Raw genomic sequence first — 17101 nt, 5'->3', positions numbered from 1 at the left:
CCGATTTTTTCGTCGGCCACATCCAACAGCTTGTCGGCGGCAGTTGGATTTTTCAGTACAAGGTCGATATAGTCGTAGGCGTTCGCCATATCGCGCTCGGCAGCTTGGGTGACATGAATGTTGTATTTCATCTGCGCTCCCTGCGGTGGCGCAAATCAGCCATAACATCGGCAAAGGGGCGCGTGTTCCCGGCTTCCACGTCGGCAAGGCCCTCTTGCAGCTTGCTGTACAGTTCAATGCGGCCCGCCATTTCCTCGTAGGTTTCCATGCTCATAACGGCAAGGTCGCCCTTACCGTTTTTGGTAATAAAGACCGGCTCGTTGTAGGCATGGCAGTAAGAGGAAATGTCATTGTAGTTGTTTCTCAAATCTGCGCTGGAACGAATGTTCGGCATAGATAGCACCTCTCTTTCATACAGAAATTATATCATAATTTGTGTATGAAAACAAGTAGGAGTTTTAGTTGAAGGTAACAGTCCAGTAGGTATACTGCCCCTCGGCGGTGGAGCAGAACCAACAGGCTACGCCCATGCTCGTAAAGCTGGCGTTGGTGATGTTGGCATAGTGGGCAGGACTGTTCTGCCAATAGCTGCATACGCTGCTGGCCGAGCCGATAGGACCGGCTGCGCAGATTTCGCTACGGGTGGTCATGCCGCTGTGGTCGAACGCACCGCCCGCGACAAAGCTCTCGCAGCGGGCATCTGCCGCCGCGCTCAGCCCGCCGTCCATTGCCAGCGGGGAAAGTCCCGCCGCCGCACGGATGGCGTTGATGTTCTCCTGCACAGCCCAGTATGCGCTGTCGCTGCTGTCGATGCTCCACCATTGCTCCGTACCGGCTGCAAGGTCGAACGGCACCGCACCATAACTCATACCAACCTGTGCCGGAGTGGCGGCTACGGTTTCCTCCACCGGGGCTTGCGTGGGTTCTGCGGTGGGGACTGCCGTAGGCTCTGCTGTCGGCACGGGCGCGGGGGCCTGTGTCGGTTCGGGTGTCGGCTCAGGGGTTGCTGTCTGCGCAGGTTCGGCGGTTGCAGCAGCTTCCACCGGCTGCGCAGTTTCTTCGGTGGCCGGTGAGATTTCCACCAGTGCAGCCGGTTCAGCCGCAAGAGTTTCATCCGCTGCCGATGCACACCCGGACAGCGCCAATGCTATGCCCAATGCAACAATAGATTTTTTCATAAAAACTACTCCTTTCATCCTTGGGGTGGTCGCGTATACGATTGGTCTTTCTGCCTTTAATCATAAAATTTATCGTTCCTCCTGTCCACGCTGTCGATTGTCGGTCTGACACTGTTGTTCCGGCTCGGTGTCGGTCACAATGTCTTTGTCGTTCATGTTCAGCAGTCCCTCCAGCACCGCAAGACGCTTACTCTTTTCAGTCAGTTCCGTTGCCTGTGGAAATGGCCGCTTGACTTCTTCCTCGGCGCTGGCAAGCTGCTGTTCCAACTGGATTTGCATATTGCGGGTCTTTTCAATGCTCGGTTCAATACCATTTGCCAAATTGGAAAGGCGTGTCAGATTGCCTAGCACATCAGCTCCCAGCTGAGTGCTATATGTACCAGAGCCAGCCAATCTTGCATGGTACTCGTTGCCAAAAGGCAGATGTTGGATTTGTAGTTCCATACCCTTGAAATACCCGATAGGTACGGGCTTTTCGCTATTCAGTGCCAAGCCCAGCAGACCTAACAGGGCTTTCCCCGCAGGTTCTTTTTCGTAGTAAACTTCGTTTTCCAACTGGATACAGAAAACATCTTTGCCGTCCGCATCCACTACGGAGTGTTCCTTTACGGTGGCGGCGTCTACCGTGGCATTTTCAATCTGTTCTTTGCATTTTCGGATTTCAGCCGGGAAGCCGATGGCAATTTTATTTTCCAGTTCATAACGCTGGCTGTCATGGGCAGCTTTCAGTGTTTTAAGACGGGTCAACTGCACGTCCAAGTCCATCTTTTCCTTGATAAGCGGATTGCCTGCCGCCAATGCCTTGACCTCGGCATAGGACAGTGCGGCCTCGTCCATATCATCGCAGCTGCGAGCCGGAGATTTTGAGGTCATAATCTGCCCGATGAATTTCTGCTTATTCTCGATAAGCTGCCAACTGTAGGCATCAAATGTACCTTCGGTGACATAACGGAAAACATAGACCTCCTTATTTTCATTGCCCTGTCGTAATATTCTGCCCTCACGCTGCTCAATATCAGATGGCCGCCACGGTACATCCAGATGGTGCAGCGCCACAAGACGCTGTTGCACATTGGTGCCCGCTCCCATTTTGGCCGTGCTGCCCATCAGCACACGCACTGCACCGCTGCGAACTTTTCCGAAAAGTTCCGTCTTGCGGGCATCGGTGTTCGCTTCATGGATGAAGGCAATTTCTGCTTCGGGGATTCCGCGTTCGATCAGCTTTGCTTTCATGTCATCGTAGACATTGAAAACGCCCGCCTTGGGCGTAGACAGATCGCAGAAAACAAGCTGCGCACTGCGTTGAGGCATGGTCTGCTCCCATATCTCAAAAATTTTGCCCACACAGATATTGACCTTGCTGTCAGGATCATCGGGCAAGTCGGGGTCGATCAAGCGCTGATCCAGCGCCAATTTGCGTCCGTCGTTGGTGATTTTCAGCATATTGTCCTCATAGGGCTTCACCATTTTATTGCGGATTTTGTCGGCCCGTTCGCCCAATTCAGCTACCATCTGTTTTTGTGTTTCAGAGGGCTTTAGCTGGATGTTGGTCGGCTTGCCGCCCACAAGGGCAGGGACAGGTAATTTCAGCATATCTGCTGTTTGAATGTCAGCGCATTCCTTGAACATTGCCATAAGTTCTGGCAGATTGAAAAAACGAGCAAAGCGTGTTTTTGTGCGGTAGCCGGTTCCCTCCGGCGCAAGTTCGATGGCTGTGACGGTTTCGCCAAAGGTGGCCGCCCAACTGTCAAAGTTTGCAAGGCCGTTGCGTTCCAAGGTGTACTGCTGCAAATAGCGCTGCATGGTATATAGCTCGGTCATGCTGTTGGAAATGGGGGTGCCCGTGGCAAACGTTACGCCCCGCGCCCCGGTGATTTCATCAAGGTACTGGCACTTCATAAACAGGTCACTGGCCTTTTGGCTCTCGGTGGTGCTGATACCCGCGATGTTGTGCATCTTTGTAACGGTCATGAGGTTCTTGAAATTGTGTGCTTCATCGACCATGAGGGAGTCTGCACCCAGTTCCTCAAAAGTCACCACATCATCCCGTTTCGGGGCGTCCAGCAAATTTGACAGCTTGGTTTTCAACTGCTTTTTCTTACTTTCCAACTGCTTGACGGTCAGACGGCTGTCGCTGTCGTCCATGCTCTCCAACTGCATCTCCAGTTCGTCAATTTGCTTGCGGATAAACTCGGCTTTTCTGGCATCGGAAAGTGGAATCTTTTCAAACTGGCTGTGACCGATTACCACAATGTCATAGTTGCCGGTGGCAATTTTGGCGCAAAACCGCTTGCGGTTCGTTTTTTCAAAATCACGCTGCGTTGTGACTAAAATGTTTGCGTTGGGATACAGTTTCAGTGCTTCACTGGCAAACTGGCCTGTCAGATGGTTTGGCACGGCAACAAGCGTTTTACTGCACAGGCCCAGCCGCTTTTTTTCCATTGCGGCGGCAACCATTTCGTAAGTTTTACCCGCGCCAACCACATGGGCCAGCAAGGTGTTGTGGCCGTACAGGATGTGGGCAATGGCATTGCGCTGGTGCGGCCGCAGCGAGATTTCCGGGTTCATGCCGAAAAACTGAATGTGACTTCCATCATATTCGCGCGGGCGAATACAATTAAATTTTTCATTGTACAGCGCTACTAAACTTTCACGGCGCTCACGGTCCTTGAAAATCCAGTCCTTAAAAGCATCTTCTATCATCCGTTGCTTGGCCTGTGCTTCTTCGGTGGCAGGACCATTGAGCTTATGCTGCTCCTTGCCGTTTTCGTCATAGATTGTATCGTAAATTTTGGTGGCCCGCAGGTTGAGTGCGTTCTCCAACAAATGATAGCCGTTGATACGTTTTGTGCCGTAGGTGTTCGTGACGCGGATATTATCGTTGCCTTGGCTCTTGTTGGAAATATACCAGTTATTCAGATATTCATTGTAACGGACAGCTATTTTCTGTTCGCGGTAGGTTGACTGAAAAAGTTCATCGGCAAACCGCTTGATGATTTCCGACCCGATCCATGTGACACCCAACCGAACCGTTATTTCGCCCGCCGTCAAGTCCTTGGGCTGCACCTGTTCCAACGCTTCTACATTGATGCGGAACGCTGGGTCTTGGTCGGCTGCAACATGAGCAATACGCAGCTTTTCGCGTACATTGCCGGATAAATACTCGTCCGCCATAAGGTAAACAGGGCTGCCGTCCTCCTGTTTGCGGAAAGGCTCTACAAAAATAACGCCCGCCAGTTCCTTGGCAAGCGTTGCTTCATCTTTCCCGGTAAGGTGCATCATGTAAGGCATATCAACCTTGGCACGTTCCCCGATGCTCAGTGCCAGTGCATCCGATGCCGTGTCGGCGTGGTCGGGTATCTGTGCAGAGCGAATAGTTCTCTTGGTGAACATATCCGACTTGCTGATAAAGTTTCCTTTTTCATCGACATTTTCCAGTGAACACAGCAAATAGTAGCTGCTGTCATCCCGGAAAGACAACTCCGCGCTGCGGCTGTTGATTAGGCCGTGCTTGCCGCGGAAGGCATCATACTGGCGGTTAAGCTGAGCTTGCAGACGGTGGATTTCCTCGTCCGACAAGTCCTGCAACTGCGCATCGATCAGAGCGCGGGTGGTATCGCGCAGTTCCACCAGTTTGCGGATACGCTCGGCAGAGGCTGCGTTGGGATTACATTCCCGCATGACTGCGCCTTCGCGGTAATAGATTTTATCGTCCTTTACCGTGTAGCTGAAATTACGCACAAAGGGATCGGCATCAATGTACTTGGTATCCTCGCCGCTTTCTTCCTGCACAGAGATTTCGGCTTTTGTCAGCGTGGCGGTCAAGTGCTGCATAGCAGTGTCGATTTGCGTTTCCAACAACGGCTTTCCGAAACGGTCCACCGCATCGGGGTCTATTGGCTGGCAGGTGGAAGTCGGGCCATGCGGACCGGAGACTATCTCCATTCTGCCGCAAATCATTTCAGGGTGCTCCACAAAGTAGCGGTTCATGGTGATGCCGTTGGCATCTTCTGCAAGGTGCAGCCAAGGCTCGTCCTGCTGGCGCAGCGTATCGCGCTTTTGCAGAAATATTACATCGGTCATGATCTTTGTGCCGCTGCCCTTGAACGCATTGTTGGGCAAGCGCACCGCACCGATGAGGTCGCAGCGCTCGGCGATGTACTTGCGGGCGCGGTCATCCTTTTTGTCCAATGTGCCGCTGGAGGTGATGAACGCCATGATGCCGCCGGTGCGCAGCTTGTCGATGCTCTTGGCAAAGAAATAGTCGTGAATGGGAAAATGCAGCCGGTTATACTGCGGGTCATTGACTTGAAAATTACCGAAAGGGACATTGCCAATAACGCAGTCAAAATAGTTGTCGGGGAGAAGCGCATTTTCATAGCCGGTCACTTGGATATTGGCCTTTTGATACAACTGCTTTGAGATGCGGCCTGTGATGCTGTCCAATTCTACGCCGTAGAATTTGGCATCACTGCTGCCAAAATGTCCGTGTGCGAGAAATGCGCCTGTGCCCATGCTGGGTTCTAGGATTTTGCCGCCCTTTACGCCGAAGCGCTCCAGTGCACGGTAGATGGGGTGGATAACGGTGGCGGGGGTATAAAACGCCGTCAGGGTGCTGCTGCGGGCAGCTTCATACTCAGATTCAGACAATGCTGCTTTCAGCTGGCTGTACTCGTTCGACCATGCACTTTTGTTCGGGTCGAACGCATCCGAAAGCCCGCCCCAGCCCGTGTACTGCGCTAAAATTTTCTGCTCATCCTCAAAAGCAGGGCTGCCGCCGTTCGCTACGCGCTGCTCAATTTCTTTCAGCTTTTGGATGGCGGCAATGTTGGCTGCAAACTTTTCGCGCGGTGCTGTCGGCAGGTTATCCAGATAAGGGGCTTCATAGGTAATGGGTTCGCGGTGGTAAGGTTCATCTTCTGCCGAAAGCCTTTCTGCGTCCGCCATAACCTGCTCCACAAAGAGGCTGGGTTCTTCGATGACTTCGCCCACGATGGGTTCAGCAGTTTCTTCCTGCTGCGCTTGGCGGCTTGGAACTTCCGGGGCGGATAGTGCTGCATTTTTGGGGTTGGCCGCAAGCAACCGCGCAAATTCTTCATGGCTGACGGCACGGCCTACCAGCGGGAAACTTTCATCCCGCAGATGAATGTTTTCTCTGCCGATTTCCTCCACGGTAAAGGGTCTGTCATCTTCCAGATAAACCGTGCTGCCGATAGTTACAGGTGATTTTTCGACTTTTCTTGTAGTCGGATGATGCTTTTCAAACTCTGCTTCGGCGGTATTGATAAAATCCGAGAAGGCGCTGTTTTCAATGCCCTGCGCAGCAAGCTCGTGGTTATCTTGGAAGTAGTCGATATGGACTATGTTACCGTCAACCTCATAGCGGATTTCGTTCCGCAGAAGATTGGCATACACTTGGATCTCGTGCTCATCGTCCTCGGTGGTAGAGTAAGCAAACTCCACGCGGGTCAAGTCGGAGAAATTCGGCTCGTTTAGCCCCTCATTCTCGCAGAAAACCGCGATGGCGTGTTTTGCATGGTCAAGGGCGGCATCGTTCGCTGCGCGGGCGGCTTGCTGTTCTGCTGCCCATGCCTGATAGGGGGCTTTTTCGGCATCGGTCAGATACTGGTCGTTGTAAACCAAAAGCCGCAGGCGTTGGGCAACCTCTTTCCACTTCAAAACGCGGCGATACTCGCCGTCCTCTGTACGTCGGGTGATTTCAAGATTTTTGCCCATGTGGTCAAGAAAGCCGTGCCCACCATCACGGAAGATCCATGTGCCGCCGCCGATGCCGTATTCTTTTTTCAGCCAGCGGGCTTGATCTTCCTCGATAGGAAGTACCTGTGCAGAGAGATATTGCTGAATGCGAAATTTGCTATCTTCAAACCCGCCGCCTTTGCACAGTGCATCGGTAATGTCCTGCTCCGTAATGTACTTGCCGGATGCGTCAATGATGGGCTTGTTCCACTTTTTGGCTTCTGCCGCAAGGTCGATATTTTTTGCTTGCTGCTCATGGCTCGGCAGCCCTGCCTTTTCAGAATCTTCGGGAGTAAGAGTAAGCTGCTCCATCTGCTGCTGCACGGGTGTAGCCTTGATGGGAACCATCAGACGCCCTTGCTTGATAAGGTCAGCAATCTTTGCGGCAACAGCATCCCATGTCAGATTGAGCTGTGCTGTTTTGGTAAGATAGTTGCCCTCCCAAAGTTCAAGGTACATATCATGCCGGATAAAACCAACGGTATGGTCATCCACGAACAAATATGTATAAATTTGCTTGTAACAGTGCTTGCAAAAGGCGCTGCGCTCGGCAAGGTCGGGATGCTCATTGAAATATTCCAGAATAGCCGCATTGTCGGCACGGCTGGAGGAGTCCTTCGCCAGCAAGCCTAGAATCAGTTCATCGCTCAGCGGCGGCAAATCAGAAATGGGCACAGAAAAAGCGGAGGGCGTGGTATCGCTCTCCGCTTGGGGTTCTTGTGTTACAGGCTGTAAATCTGCTGCATCGCCAGTTCCTCGGCTTGGGCCTGCAAGGCGTTCATCCACTGCGTCCAGCCCATCGGGTCGGTCTGCCGGTTCGGGGCGGTGCGCTGCTGCATCAGCGTCTGCATCGTCTGTTCGATTTGCCGATGTACTGCGTTGTCCATCACCACCAGATGCGGGTACAGCGTTCCCTCCAGCATCATCTCGTCGAACATCATCGGGGCGTTCTCCAGCAGGAATTTCCGCCGCAGGCTGCCGTACTTCCCGATTTCCGGCATCGGCGGCTCGTTCAACGTCAGCGCCGGGATTTGGTAGCCGTTCACCATCATGTACTCCATTGTTGACCTCCTTGGTGTTATTGGTTTCTTCCTGTTTGTCACCATAATAGCGGACTTTTTCGGCGCGTGCAACACTGTCGATTTCTCTCGTGATGCTACCGATCTGTTGCATGAGAGGCCGTGCCGCCTGTTGGCAAGCGCTGCCCAAACACAGAGTGATGCGGTTTGTATCAAACTGGTTCACGGACTCAAGGGCAGACAGGTCCAGCCGCGCAGTATCCACGCCGCACCGCAGCGCGGCCATATACAGACAGCTTTGGGTGATAAGCTGTAAAAATAGCTGCCGCTGTTCGTCCGGCTTGGCCCACTGTAAGCTGCTGCCGTCTATGGCTTTTCCCAGTGCGGTTGTGAACATGGCGCTGCGCTGGGCAACGCAGGATGTGGAGAGCATGAGGAGGGCGCTCTGGATGCTGTCCGCGTGATTATCCGCTACGATTTTATCCCAAACAGGCCGCCAGTTCTGGTCTGTAATGACCCACGGCAGCGCTTCGGGAATCTCTGCGCGGGGGATGGTATCGGAAATGTCAAACAGATACCGCAGCCGGGAAGAATTGGCGCGAGTGTCAAATACCGCGATACCGTGTGCGCCGCGCTTGACCCAGCGACCCGCATTATTATTCCAGTAAGCTATGTCGGCCACGGCTGTGGCGGTGGGGCTTTGCTCGTGAATCAAAAGCTGGTTCGGGAAACTATAATTATAAGCAATGGCCGCTGTCCGCAAAAATGCTTTCCAGCGGTCACTGCTCTCCGTGACGGCTTGCAGTTGCTTTTTGGCAAGCGCACGGATATTTTCATATTTTGCCATTTGCTACTCCTCATCGTTCATAAGGTTCCGGTTCTGCTTGTTTTAAATTCTCTAACTCCGGCAATAGATAATCAACCTGACGATAACCATATTCATCTACATAGAAAGCCTGTGCTTCTCTCCTGTTGTGGATCACAATAATATCGCTGATAGAAACAGAACGCATCTTTTGAGCATTGGGACGGTTGCTTTGGTTATGCGCTATATAAATATCTTCAGGCTCATCCCAGCGTTCCATCTGTCCACTATAAACGAGTTTATAATCCGCAGCCTTCATACGGGTTTTCGCATAAGCATAGTTTCTGAAAACGAAATTACGGTTATTGGTTTGGTAAATCTCATAAGGGTAAGTCTGTCTCTTTTCTTTACGAAAGCCGCCCGGCCAATAGATGTCCCGCGGCAATCCCAATGGCTTGTCCATCTTATCCGGGAACACAACCGGGGTAATCGGCATACCAACCTCAGCGGCTTTCAAGATTTCCTTTCTAAATTTGTCTACATCCGTAAAGGGAGTAACATATCCGATTATTTTTCCATCATCACTAAGATATTCGATATAACCAATGATATTATCTTCTTTCTCGCGCATTATCGTTCCAACCTTTCCCAAAAAGACAATTTACCTCCATAGCGCTCGTCCTGTGGGCGCACTTTGGCAGCGGGCAGTTCGTCGTTTGCCATATCCGCGACTTGCGGGAGAAAAAGTAGTCGGCTGTATCGGTCTGCCTGATCCTTGGATAGCCCTATGACCTTATCGCCATTTAGTCCGCAAACGAGAAAGCGTCCGCGCACAGTCACGCCCTCGTCATTGACCTGTCTGTTATATTTCAGTCGACTTTGGGCTTTGCTGCATATTAGCCCGATTCGCGGTGTGCCAAACGGTTTTAGGATTTGGCTCTCGCCCTCAATAACTTCGGAAGCAGCCGCCATCGCGCTGGGAAAACCCGCTTGATAAGGGCAGTAACCGGGTTCAACAACTAATAATCTTGTCATCGGTGTCCCCCCTCATCTGCTGCCGTGCTGGTGGGCGCGGGCATAGTTTTCCAGCAGTTTTACGATAACCTGCTGCATCTGGTTGCTTGTAAAGCCTTTCGGAAAGTATCGTTCAACTTTTGCAACGGGAATCATAAGCTGCGGGTCACGCGGCTTTACACTTGGCGGCTTGGCGGCCATAATATGCCGGATTTTTTCTGGTGTCAGTACGCTTTCCTTGCTGGCCTCTTTAAGTTTCTGCGCTTGAGACAGTGACGGGGTACAGCCCTCGGATTCCATATAAGAGAGGAAGTCCTCTTGTTCTTCTGGGGTAAGGTAGCTAAGTTCTACGGCGGGAGTGGTTTTTAGCTTGCCATCATCCACCATTTTCATAAGTTCGGGGGTGAGCTTGTTCAGACGGATAAAGCGCTGGACTTGCTTAACACTTTCACCCGCTTCGTCTGCGACTTTCTCTACAGAAAAAGGCTGTGTAAAATTCTGGCCAACTTGGCCAGAATTTATTTTTGACGGTCTACCGGCCTTTCTCTTTACAGCTTCCAGCTTCATCTGATATGCTTTCGCCTTTTCACTCGGTAGAATATGTTCTCGCTGGCAGTTGGAATCTACCATCAGAATAATAGCAGTATCATCGTCCATATCCCGCACTATGCAGGGCATAGTCTCCACGCCAGCCCGCTGGCTGGCATGACAGCGGCGGTGGCCCGCCACGATTTCATACCCACCATCTTGCCGGGGGCGGACAATGGCCGGGGTCATGACACCGTATGCCTTGACACTGTCCACCATTTTGTCCATTTCGTCATCGTCACGGACTTGAAAAGGGTGATTTCGAAAGGGGTGCAGTTCCGTCAGCGGCAAAATTTGGATTTTCTCTAATTTTGCGTCCTGCCGCTCCTGCTCACTCGAAAAGAGATTATCGAGCGATGGAAGTATGATGTTGCTTCCGTACTCTCTCATTCTCAACGACCTCCTTTGCCAAGGTTTTATAGGCGATGCTTGCGGGACCGCTGGCGTCGTAGCTCAGCACACTGTGGGCGCTGGAGGCGCTCTCTGCTGTGCGGGTGCTAATGGGAATCTCCGTGCGATAAATCTTCAGCGCGTGACCGTAGGAACTCCGCAAAGCGGCACAGACATCTTTGCTTAGATTGGTGCGCCGATCCACCATGGTCAGAACAATGCCGTCAATTTCAAGCTCCGGCTTGATGCGGCGCGTGATCTGATTGATGGATTTGAACAGCGACACCACGCCTTTCAGGGCAAAATGCTGTGCCTGCACGGGAATCAGTACCCGGTCGGCAGCCACAAGCGAAGCAACCGTAAGGATACCCAGTGAGGGCATACAGTCGATCAGGCAGTAATCATATTTGTCCTTGAACGGCTCCAGTGCCTGCGCCATAATGCGCTCATGCGCCATTACATTGACCAGCCGAACTTCCATATCTGACAGCCCAATGTCCGAGGGAATAAAATCCACTTGTTCTTCATGGCGCATCACTACCTCCGGTACCGGTTCGTCTGAAATAACGGATTTCATCAGGTCGCTGAGGGTGGCACTGTTGGCAGCGCCGGCGTAGCCAAGGTAACTGCTCAGGTCGCCCTGTGGGTCGGCGTCCACCAGCAGTACTTTATAGCCCATATCTGCCAGTGCCACGCCTAAATTTACGGCGGTCGTTGTTTTGCCCACGCCGCCTTTTTGGTTGGCAATCGCTATTGTTTTCATACGCGCTCTCCTCGCTGTTTTTCAATCTTTGACTTGTACCAGATAAGGCTTTCGTTGTAATCCTTGCCAACGGCAGGCAACCGCTTTTCTACATTGAATCCGCGCTCGGCAAGGCGCCGGGCAACCGTATCGGCAAAGCGCAACCCCGGCTCATCACGGTCAAAGCAGAGCACCACATTTTTCACCTGCGGATGCTGCTGCAAAAAGTAGTCGATGGGCAGATAGTTCAGCCCGCCCAGTGCCAGATAATGCACGCTGCGCCACTTTCCGATGTCCGTATACTGCCGCAAGGTCGCGCCGGACATAGCATCAATCGGGGCCTCGTACAGCTCCACGGTATCGCAGTCCGGGTTTTCCGCTTGTATCAGAAATCCGTACTTCTTTTGGCTGCCGGTGACATCACCGCGGTAGGTGCCTTGGCAGCCACGCTGAAAAGCAGAACGCGGAACGCCGCCTTCATCCTTGCCCACAAAAACGCAGTTGCGGTAGTTGCCGCGCGTGGTCTGATACAGAATCCCTTCGTTCAGGCAATATCGCAGCACCTTGGGGCTGATACCACGGTGCATCAGGTAGGCGGTCGCCGCCTGTGCATTTCCGTCGGGACGCGGCAGTGTAAAGTCGTGCGTTCGGCTGCTTTCCACTGTGGCAGCTCTGGCCTGCTGAAAAGGAACAAGCTCCATCTCGTTCAAAAGCATTACCGCCGAGCGAAAGCTCATCCCCTCGACCGTCAGCAGATAATCCAGCGCGCCTCTGCCGCCCTTGCTCTGGGAGCACCAGTGGAACAGGTTCTTGCTCGGCGTGATCCGCAAGCTGCTGTGCGATTTTGTGCAGTACTCGTCTCTGGATTTGCGCACAAGCTCTCCGGGACGGTAGGTGTTTAAGAAATCCACGAGCTGGACCTCGCGGGCGGCTTTGATGTTCTCTGCGGGCAATCTCATTGCTGACTTCCTCCGTTGGTGTAAATAAAAAGCGCCCTTACCGATGGTAAAGGCGTAGAGTAACGATATTCTTGTTTCAGCTGGCTATTTGTCACTTCAGCTGGCTGAGAGGGGGTTGTTAGGGGGAGGGAAGGGCTGGGGAAAATTCCCCAAAAAAGGTTACACTTCCCCCTTGAACAAACGTATAAATAACGATAATTCGATATATATTTCGCTCTGATTTGACTAAAGGCTACACAGGCAGCAATTAAAAATCCCCGCGCTTAAGTCACGAAGATTTTTACAATTAAATGTGGATTACGATAAGGCTCGTTCTTGTCGAAATTCGCGTGGCTGCGTGCTTTGGCCGAAGCAATGGAAAGACCTGACAGTTGAGGTCGTTCTATAAATCATAGCAAGCCCCTAATCGCTGTACTACAGTGATTAGGGGCTTTTTTTATGCAAAAATGCCCTTTGGGTACATTTTAAGCAAAAAGTACAAGATTTTTGGGTACATTTTTGGGGTCAAATCGGGGTACTTAAGAGCTATCAAATAACCGCACAGGAGTACGCAGCATGATGAAGAAAGTATCACCTGCTTACAGAGCAAGCAAAGAGGAAACTATTCCAATAAATAAATTGCATCCCTTTTCTAATCATCCGTTCCACGTCCGCCATGATCTGGAATTCAGTGAATTGGTAGACAGTATTTCGGAGAGCGGCATCATTACGCCCATCACCGTCAGACCGAAGGTTGGTGTCGGCTATGAAGTGATAAGCGGACATCGCCGGTGGGAGGCTTGCAAGGAACTCGGCATTGAAAGCATTCCCGCCAGAGTTGAATACATAGACGATGATGAAGCAACGATTCTGATGGTCAACAGCAATATTCAGCGCGAGCACGTGTTGCCAAGTGAGAAAGCATTTGCTTATAAAATGCGCATGGAAGCACTAAAAAGAACGGCAGGACGTCCAAGCAAAAATTCGTGTCAAGTTGGCACGAATTTCCGAGCAGACAAAACAGTGGCAGAAAGCACCTCGGAAAGCGCAAGAACCGTACAACGCTATATCCGCCTGACTAACCTGATTCCATCCATTCTGCAAATGGTTGATGACGGTCGTATCGCATTCAATCCAGCAGTCGAAATCTCTTACATGACGGAAGAACACCAGACGTGGCTCAAAGAAGAAATGGATATGTGTGATGCCACACCATCCCTCGTTCAGTCACGAACACTAAAGGACATGAGCCGAAATGGAACGCTGACGGAAAATTACCTGCATACTCTACTGACAGAAGAAAAGCCGAACCAGCGCCAAAAGTTCTTCCTGAATCAGTCTGATGTGCAGCGGTACTTCCCATCCAGCTATACACCGCAGCAGATGCAGAATGTCATCATTTCGCTGTTGCGGAATTGGGAACACAAGCGCTCCAGCCGCCAGCGACCACAACGCGAAGAAGAACTAGAAAGATAAATAAAAATACAATATGTAATAGCTTACGAAGCGTAGTTTTGTAGGCTTTCTTAACTGCACCCATTTTTGGCAGGAGAAGTGAGATGCAATACGAATATTTTTACGGCACACAAGCCGAGCAGTTCTCTTTTTACCGCATACCCAAAGCTCTATTTACAGAGCCAAACTTCCGGGAACTGTCCACCGATGCCAAGGTGCTGTATGGAATTTTACTGGATCGAATGAGTTTGTCGCTGAAAAATCAATGGCTGGATGCCCAGAACAAGGTTTACATCATCTTTACCGTGGAGGAAATCATGGATGCACTGAACTGTGCCAACCAGAAAGCCACGCGCCTGATGGTAGAACTTGAAAAGCAGGCTGGGCTTATCGAACGCAAGCGGCAGGGGCTTGGCAGACCGAATTTAATTTATGTAAAAAACTTCGCAGCAACGATAAATGACAAGAGCTGTGAAAAAGGTGATTCTTGATATGTGATTTTCACACTTCTGGATTCTTGAAAATCACACGGAACTAATACTGATAGTAATTAGACTGATTATAGTGATACTGAGAATATAAATTACACTTAGGAAAACAGAATATGGAGTGGTAGAGTATGCCCGGTGTAACAGAGCAGGAAATCGCCCAAGCAAAGCAGATGAATCTGTACCAGTATATGCAGCTGTGTGAGCCGGACAACTTCAGACCAGAAGGACCCGGACAGTTCCGTCACAAAGGGCACAGCTCGTTGACCTTCGCAGAGGATGGTTCGTGGACTTACTTCAAAACGAAAGCCACCGGTCGCACAGCGCTGAACTATCTCATAGCGGTTGAAGGCGTTTCGTTTGTGGAAGCGGTGCGGGAAATCAACCGCATACAGAGCGGTGTTAGTCCTTCTTTCCAACCTGTAAAAGCATCCCCACCCCCTGCCGAGAAGAAACCGACAAAGAAATTTAGCCTACCTAGACCCGACAAGAACAACTACGCTGCCACCGCCTATCTTCGCAAGCGCTGCATCCACCCCAACGTGCTGACGGTTTGTAAGCAAAAGAAAATCCTGTATCAGACGAGCTTCAAGGATCATCCGAACTGCGTATTTGTCGGGCGCGATGGAAATGGAGAAGCCAAGGGCGGCAGCTTGCGCGGTTGTTCCCAAATCCAGTTTCGCCGTGATATTCCCGGCAGCAAAAAAATATATCCGTTCTACATCGAAGCTGCTGCCGATGCCGACACGGTGGAAGTGTACGAAGCGCCCATAGATGCCATATCAGGCGCATCACTCAAAATCATGCAGCACACCGGAAACTGGCGAGGTGTTCACTATCTGGCACTGGGTGGTACGGATTACGCTGCACTGGATGCGTTAATAGTGACTGCTATTTCTACCGTTGCAGCACGTATTCTGGTTATCAAGCAACGCAACATCGAGCCTGCACAGCACACATTATCAGTGATGACGTGCTCTGTGAGCTCGTACTACATTCTATCCAACGAATGGCAAAACACATTATTGCTGACGAAAAAGCATTTGCAATGGAGCTTCGTAAGAGTTGGCAGGAGCAAGTCAATAGTAAACCTCAAGAGCAAAAAGAAGAGCTTACGAGAGCGAAACGGAGACTTGAAGAACTAGATCGGCTGATTGGCGGATTGTATGAGAACTATATGACAGGAACGCTACCGGAAAAGCAGTATCGGTCACTTATGAAACGGTATTCTGACGAACAGGCGGAGTTGGATAAGCGTACTGTTGAGCTTTCAGAACTATTGCAAGCTAAAACTGCTTCGGCAAACGATATTGAACATTTTATCAAAATAATCAAGAAGTACAAAGAGCCGACATCATTAACCGCAGATATGGCTCGTGAGCTGATTGATAAAATTGTCATTCATGAAACTGTTGGTCGAAAGAAAGATAGGCAGCAACAGGTAGATATATACTATAACTTCATTGGACAATTCGATTTTGCTCCTACAGAAGAAGAAATAAGGGAAGCAAAGTTTAAGGCTGAACAGGAGCTTGCAGAGAAAGAGCGTTTGAGGAAAGAACGTGCCAAGAAAAGTAATGAGGCATTCCAAAAGCGGGCAATGGCTGCGCGATGGGCTGCAAATGATGGGCACAAATTCCCTAAAAGAGTATGTGAATACTGCGGCAAAGAATTTTATCCCAACGGGTCAAGGCAAAAATATTGTGGAGCGGATTGCTTAGAAGCCCACGGAAAGGCGGAGGCGGAGAAGCGGCGAAGCCAGAAAAAGGAACGCAGATACCCTCAAAGGAACTGTAAGATTTGCGGAAAAGCTTTCTGGCCGTCTCATAGTCAAGAAATCCTGTGTTCTAAAGAGTGCAAAATGATTAACTGTAATCGAAACCATTTAGAATATTACCATCGTAAGCAGTCTGAAAAGAAAGCAAAAAGTAAAGAATAAATGTGGAGGTCATTGCAATGAAGCAGTTTACAGGTTGGAAAGCAGAAAAAAATGATAGGTAATGTACAGGCCATAGCGGGAACAGTATGTGGCGACAACGGCGCCTACAGTATATTCGCAGAAACAGGAAACGGCTTTATGAGGAGCTGCAAACTTCTGATCGACTAAATGAACATCTTGATGAAGTCGATAGGCAGGCGGATTTATTCTTTTCCCAACTGGTAAAGCAGCTTGTCGAGCAGCAAGGTATAACGGAGGATCTGAAAGCCGAAAATCAGCTGCTTTGGGTGCAGCAGATGAACAATGTGCAGAATGTAGCTGCCGAGATTGTACTGAATGAGTTGATCTACTGCTGAAAGAATGGTTGGGGTGTCAATGTTTTCTCGTTTAAGAAACAACATCGTTGTACTGTGGATTGTGCGCCTACTTGCGTTGCCAATGATTGCGCTGCTGTATGCGGCAGGATTTGTACTTAATCTTCTGTATGGTATCTGTGGCAGCATTGGTATGATTCTTGCCGGGCTGGGCGGCTTTGCGGCTTTCCTCGCGCTGCTGGATGGCAGCTATGCACAGGCGGCAGCTTCGGCGCTTGTGGCGTTGCTGTTATGCCCATTTGCAGCACCGATGCTGCTATCACTGGCAGGAAGTGCCTTGATTGTCGCTGCATCAGCGTTATTTGCTTGGCTATTCTGAAAACAGAATATGACGATAAACCGCTGTCGGCTGCACAGCGGTTTTTCTTTTTCGGCAAGTATTCAAGAAGTCATTAAGTCGTGAGTATAATCGAA

General features: G+C 50.7%; 16 protein-coding genes. 7 read left to right on the top strand and 9 right to left on the bottom strand.

Annotated features, from left to right (window positions below; translation table 11 throughout):
* Positions 1–127: 127 nt before the first annotated feature.
* The 4 genes from Q0526_RS14625 to Q0526_RS14610 form a co-directional block, all read right to left on the bottom strand.
* Positions 128–394, bottom strand: coding sequence for a type II toxin-antitoxin system prevent-host-death family antitoxin (locus Q0526_RS14625; RefSeq protein ID WP_177802135.1), 267 nt, complete (start codon positions 392–394; stop codon positions 128–130).
* A gap of 64 nt (positions 395–458) precedes the next feature.
* Positions 459–1178, bottom strand: a complete 720-nt coding sequence (locus Q0526_RS14620) for a CAP domain-containing protein (RefSeq protein ID WP_298735085.1) — start codon at positions 1176–1178, stop codon at positions 459–461.
* A 69-nt stretch (positions 1179–1247) separates the two neighbouring features.
* On the bottom strand, positions 1248–6125 hold the full coding sequence (locus Q0526_RS14615) for an N-6 DNA methylase (protein ID WP_298735092.1): 4878 nt from the start codon (positions 6123–6125) through the stop codon (positions 1248–1250).
* 1532 nt (positions 6126–7657) lie between these two features.
* Positions 7658–7936 carry a TnpV protein gene (locus Q0526_RS14610; protein WP_298735089.1) on the bottom strand — a complete coding sequence of 93 codons (279 nt, stop codon included), beginning with the start codon at positions 7934–7936 and terminating at the stop codon, positions 7658–7660.
* 49 nt (positions 7937–7985) lie between these two features.
* Here Q0526_RS14610 and Q0526_RS14605 point away from each other — a divergent pair, with 49 nt between their 5' ends.
* Positions 7986–8270, top strand: a complete 285-nt coding sequence (locus tag Q0526_RS14605) for a hypothetical protein (RefSeq protein WP_298735083.1) — start codon at positions 7986–7988, stop codon at positions 8268–8270.
* 541 nt (positions 8271–8811) lie between these two features.
* Here Q0526_RS14605 and Q0526_RS14600 read toward each other — a convergent pair.
* The 5 genes from Q0526_RS14600 to Q0526_RS14580 are packed head-to-tail and all read right to left on the bottom strand — an operon-like array spanning position 8812 to position 12452.
* A complete protein-coding gene (locus Q0526_RS14600) occupies positions 8812–9390 on the bottom strand; it encodes a YodL domain-containing protein (protein ID WP_298735080.1) in 579 nt (192 codons plus the stop codon).
* Entirely contained in the window at positions 9390–9794 is a 405-nt protein-coding gene (locus tag Q0526_RS14595) for a hypothetical protein (protein WP_298735077.1), read from the bottom strand. The genes Q0526_RS14600 and Q0526_RS14595 overlap by 1 nt, the downstream gene beginning before the upstream one ends.
* 12 nt (positions 9795–9806) lie before the next feature.
* Complete coding sequence (locus Q0526_RS14590; RefSeq protein WP_298735074.1) at positions 9807–10751, bottom strand: ParB/RepB/Spo0J family partition protein; 945 nt, start codon at positions 10749–10751, stop codon at positions 9807–9809.
* Complete coding sequence (locus tag Q0526_RS14585) at positions 10708–11514, bottom strand: ParA family protein (protein ID WP_298735071.1); 807 nt, start codon at positions 11512–11514, stop codon at positions 10708–10710. The genes Q0526_RS14590 and Q0526_RS14585 overlap by 44 nt, the downstream gene beginning before the upstream one ends.
* Positions 11511–12452 (bottom strand): DUF3991 and toprim domain-containing protein, encoded by a 942-nt coding sequence (locus tag Q0526_RS14580; RefSeq protein ID WP_298735069.1) that lies wholly within the window; start codon positions 12450–12452, stop codon positions 11511–11513. Before Q0526_RS14580 ends, Q0526_RS14585 begins: the two co-directional genes overlap by 4 nt.
* Before the next feature lie 555 nt (positions 12453–13007).
* Here Q0526_RS14580 and Q0526_RS14575 point away from each other — a divergent pair.
* The 6 genes from Q0526_RS14575 to Q0526_RS14550 all read left to right on the top strand — a co-directional run bounded on the left by Q0526_RS14575 (position 13008) and on the right by Q0526_RS14550 (position 17006).
* The gene (locus tag Q0526_RS14575) at positions 13008–13907 is read left to right on the top strand and encodes a ParB/RepB/Spo0J family partition protein (protein ID WP_298735067.1); all 900 of its coding nucleotides are present in this window, start codon (positions 13008–13010) and stop codon (positions 13905–13907) included.
* A gap of 83 nt (positions 13908–13990) precedes the next feature.
* Positions 13991–14377, top strand: a complete 387-nt coding sequence (locus Q0526_RS14570; protein ID WP_298735066.1) for a replication initiator protein A — start codon at positions 13991–13993, stop codon at positions 14375–14377.
* A gap of 128 nt (positions 14378–14505) precedes the next feature.
* The gene (locus tag Q0526_RS14565; protein ID WP_298735065.1) at positions 14506–15519 is read left to right on the top strand and encodes a DUF3991 domain-containing protein; all 1014 of its coding nucleotides are present in this window, start codon (positions 14506–14508) and stop codon (positions 15517–15519) included.
* Positions 15423–16313, top strand: coding sequence for a DUF4368 domain-containing protein (locus Q0526_RS14560; RefSeq protein ID WP_298735063.1), 891 nt, complete (start codon positions 15423–15425; stop codon positions 16311–16313). Before Q0526_RS14565 ends, Q0526_RS14560 begins: the two co-directional genes overlap by 97 nt.
* Positions 16314–16399: 86 nt before the next feature.
* On the top strand, positions 16400–16669 hold the full coding sequence (locus Q0526_RS14555) for a TnpV protein (RefSeq protein WP_298735061.1): 270 nt from the start codon (positions 16400–16402) through the stop codon (positions 16667–16669).
* A 19-nt stretch (positions 16670–16688) separates the two neighbouring features.
* Positions 16689–17006 (top strand): hypothetical protein, encoded by a 318-nt coding sequence (locus Q0526_RS14550; RefSeq protein WP_298735060.1) that lies wholly within the window; start codon positions 16689–16691, stop codon positions 17004–17006.
* Positions 17007–17101: the final 95 nt, after the last annotated feature.

Source organism: uncultured Subdoligranulum sp. (genome assembly GCF_937890665.1).
This window is presented reverse-complemented; position numbering and strand designations above follow the sequence as displayed.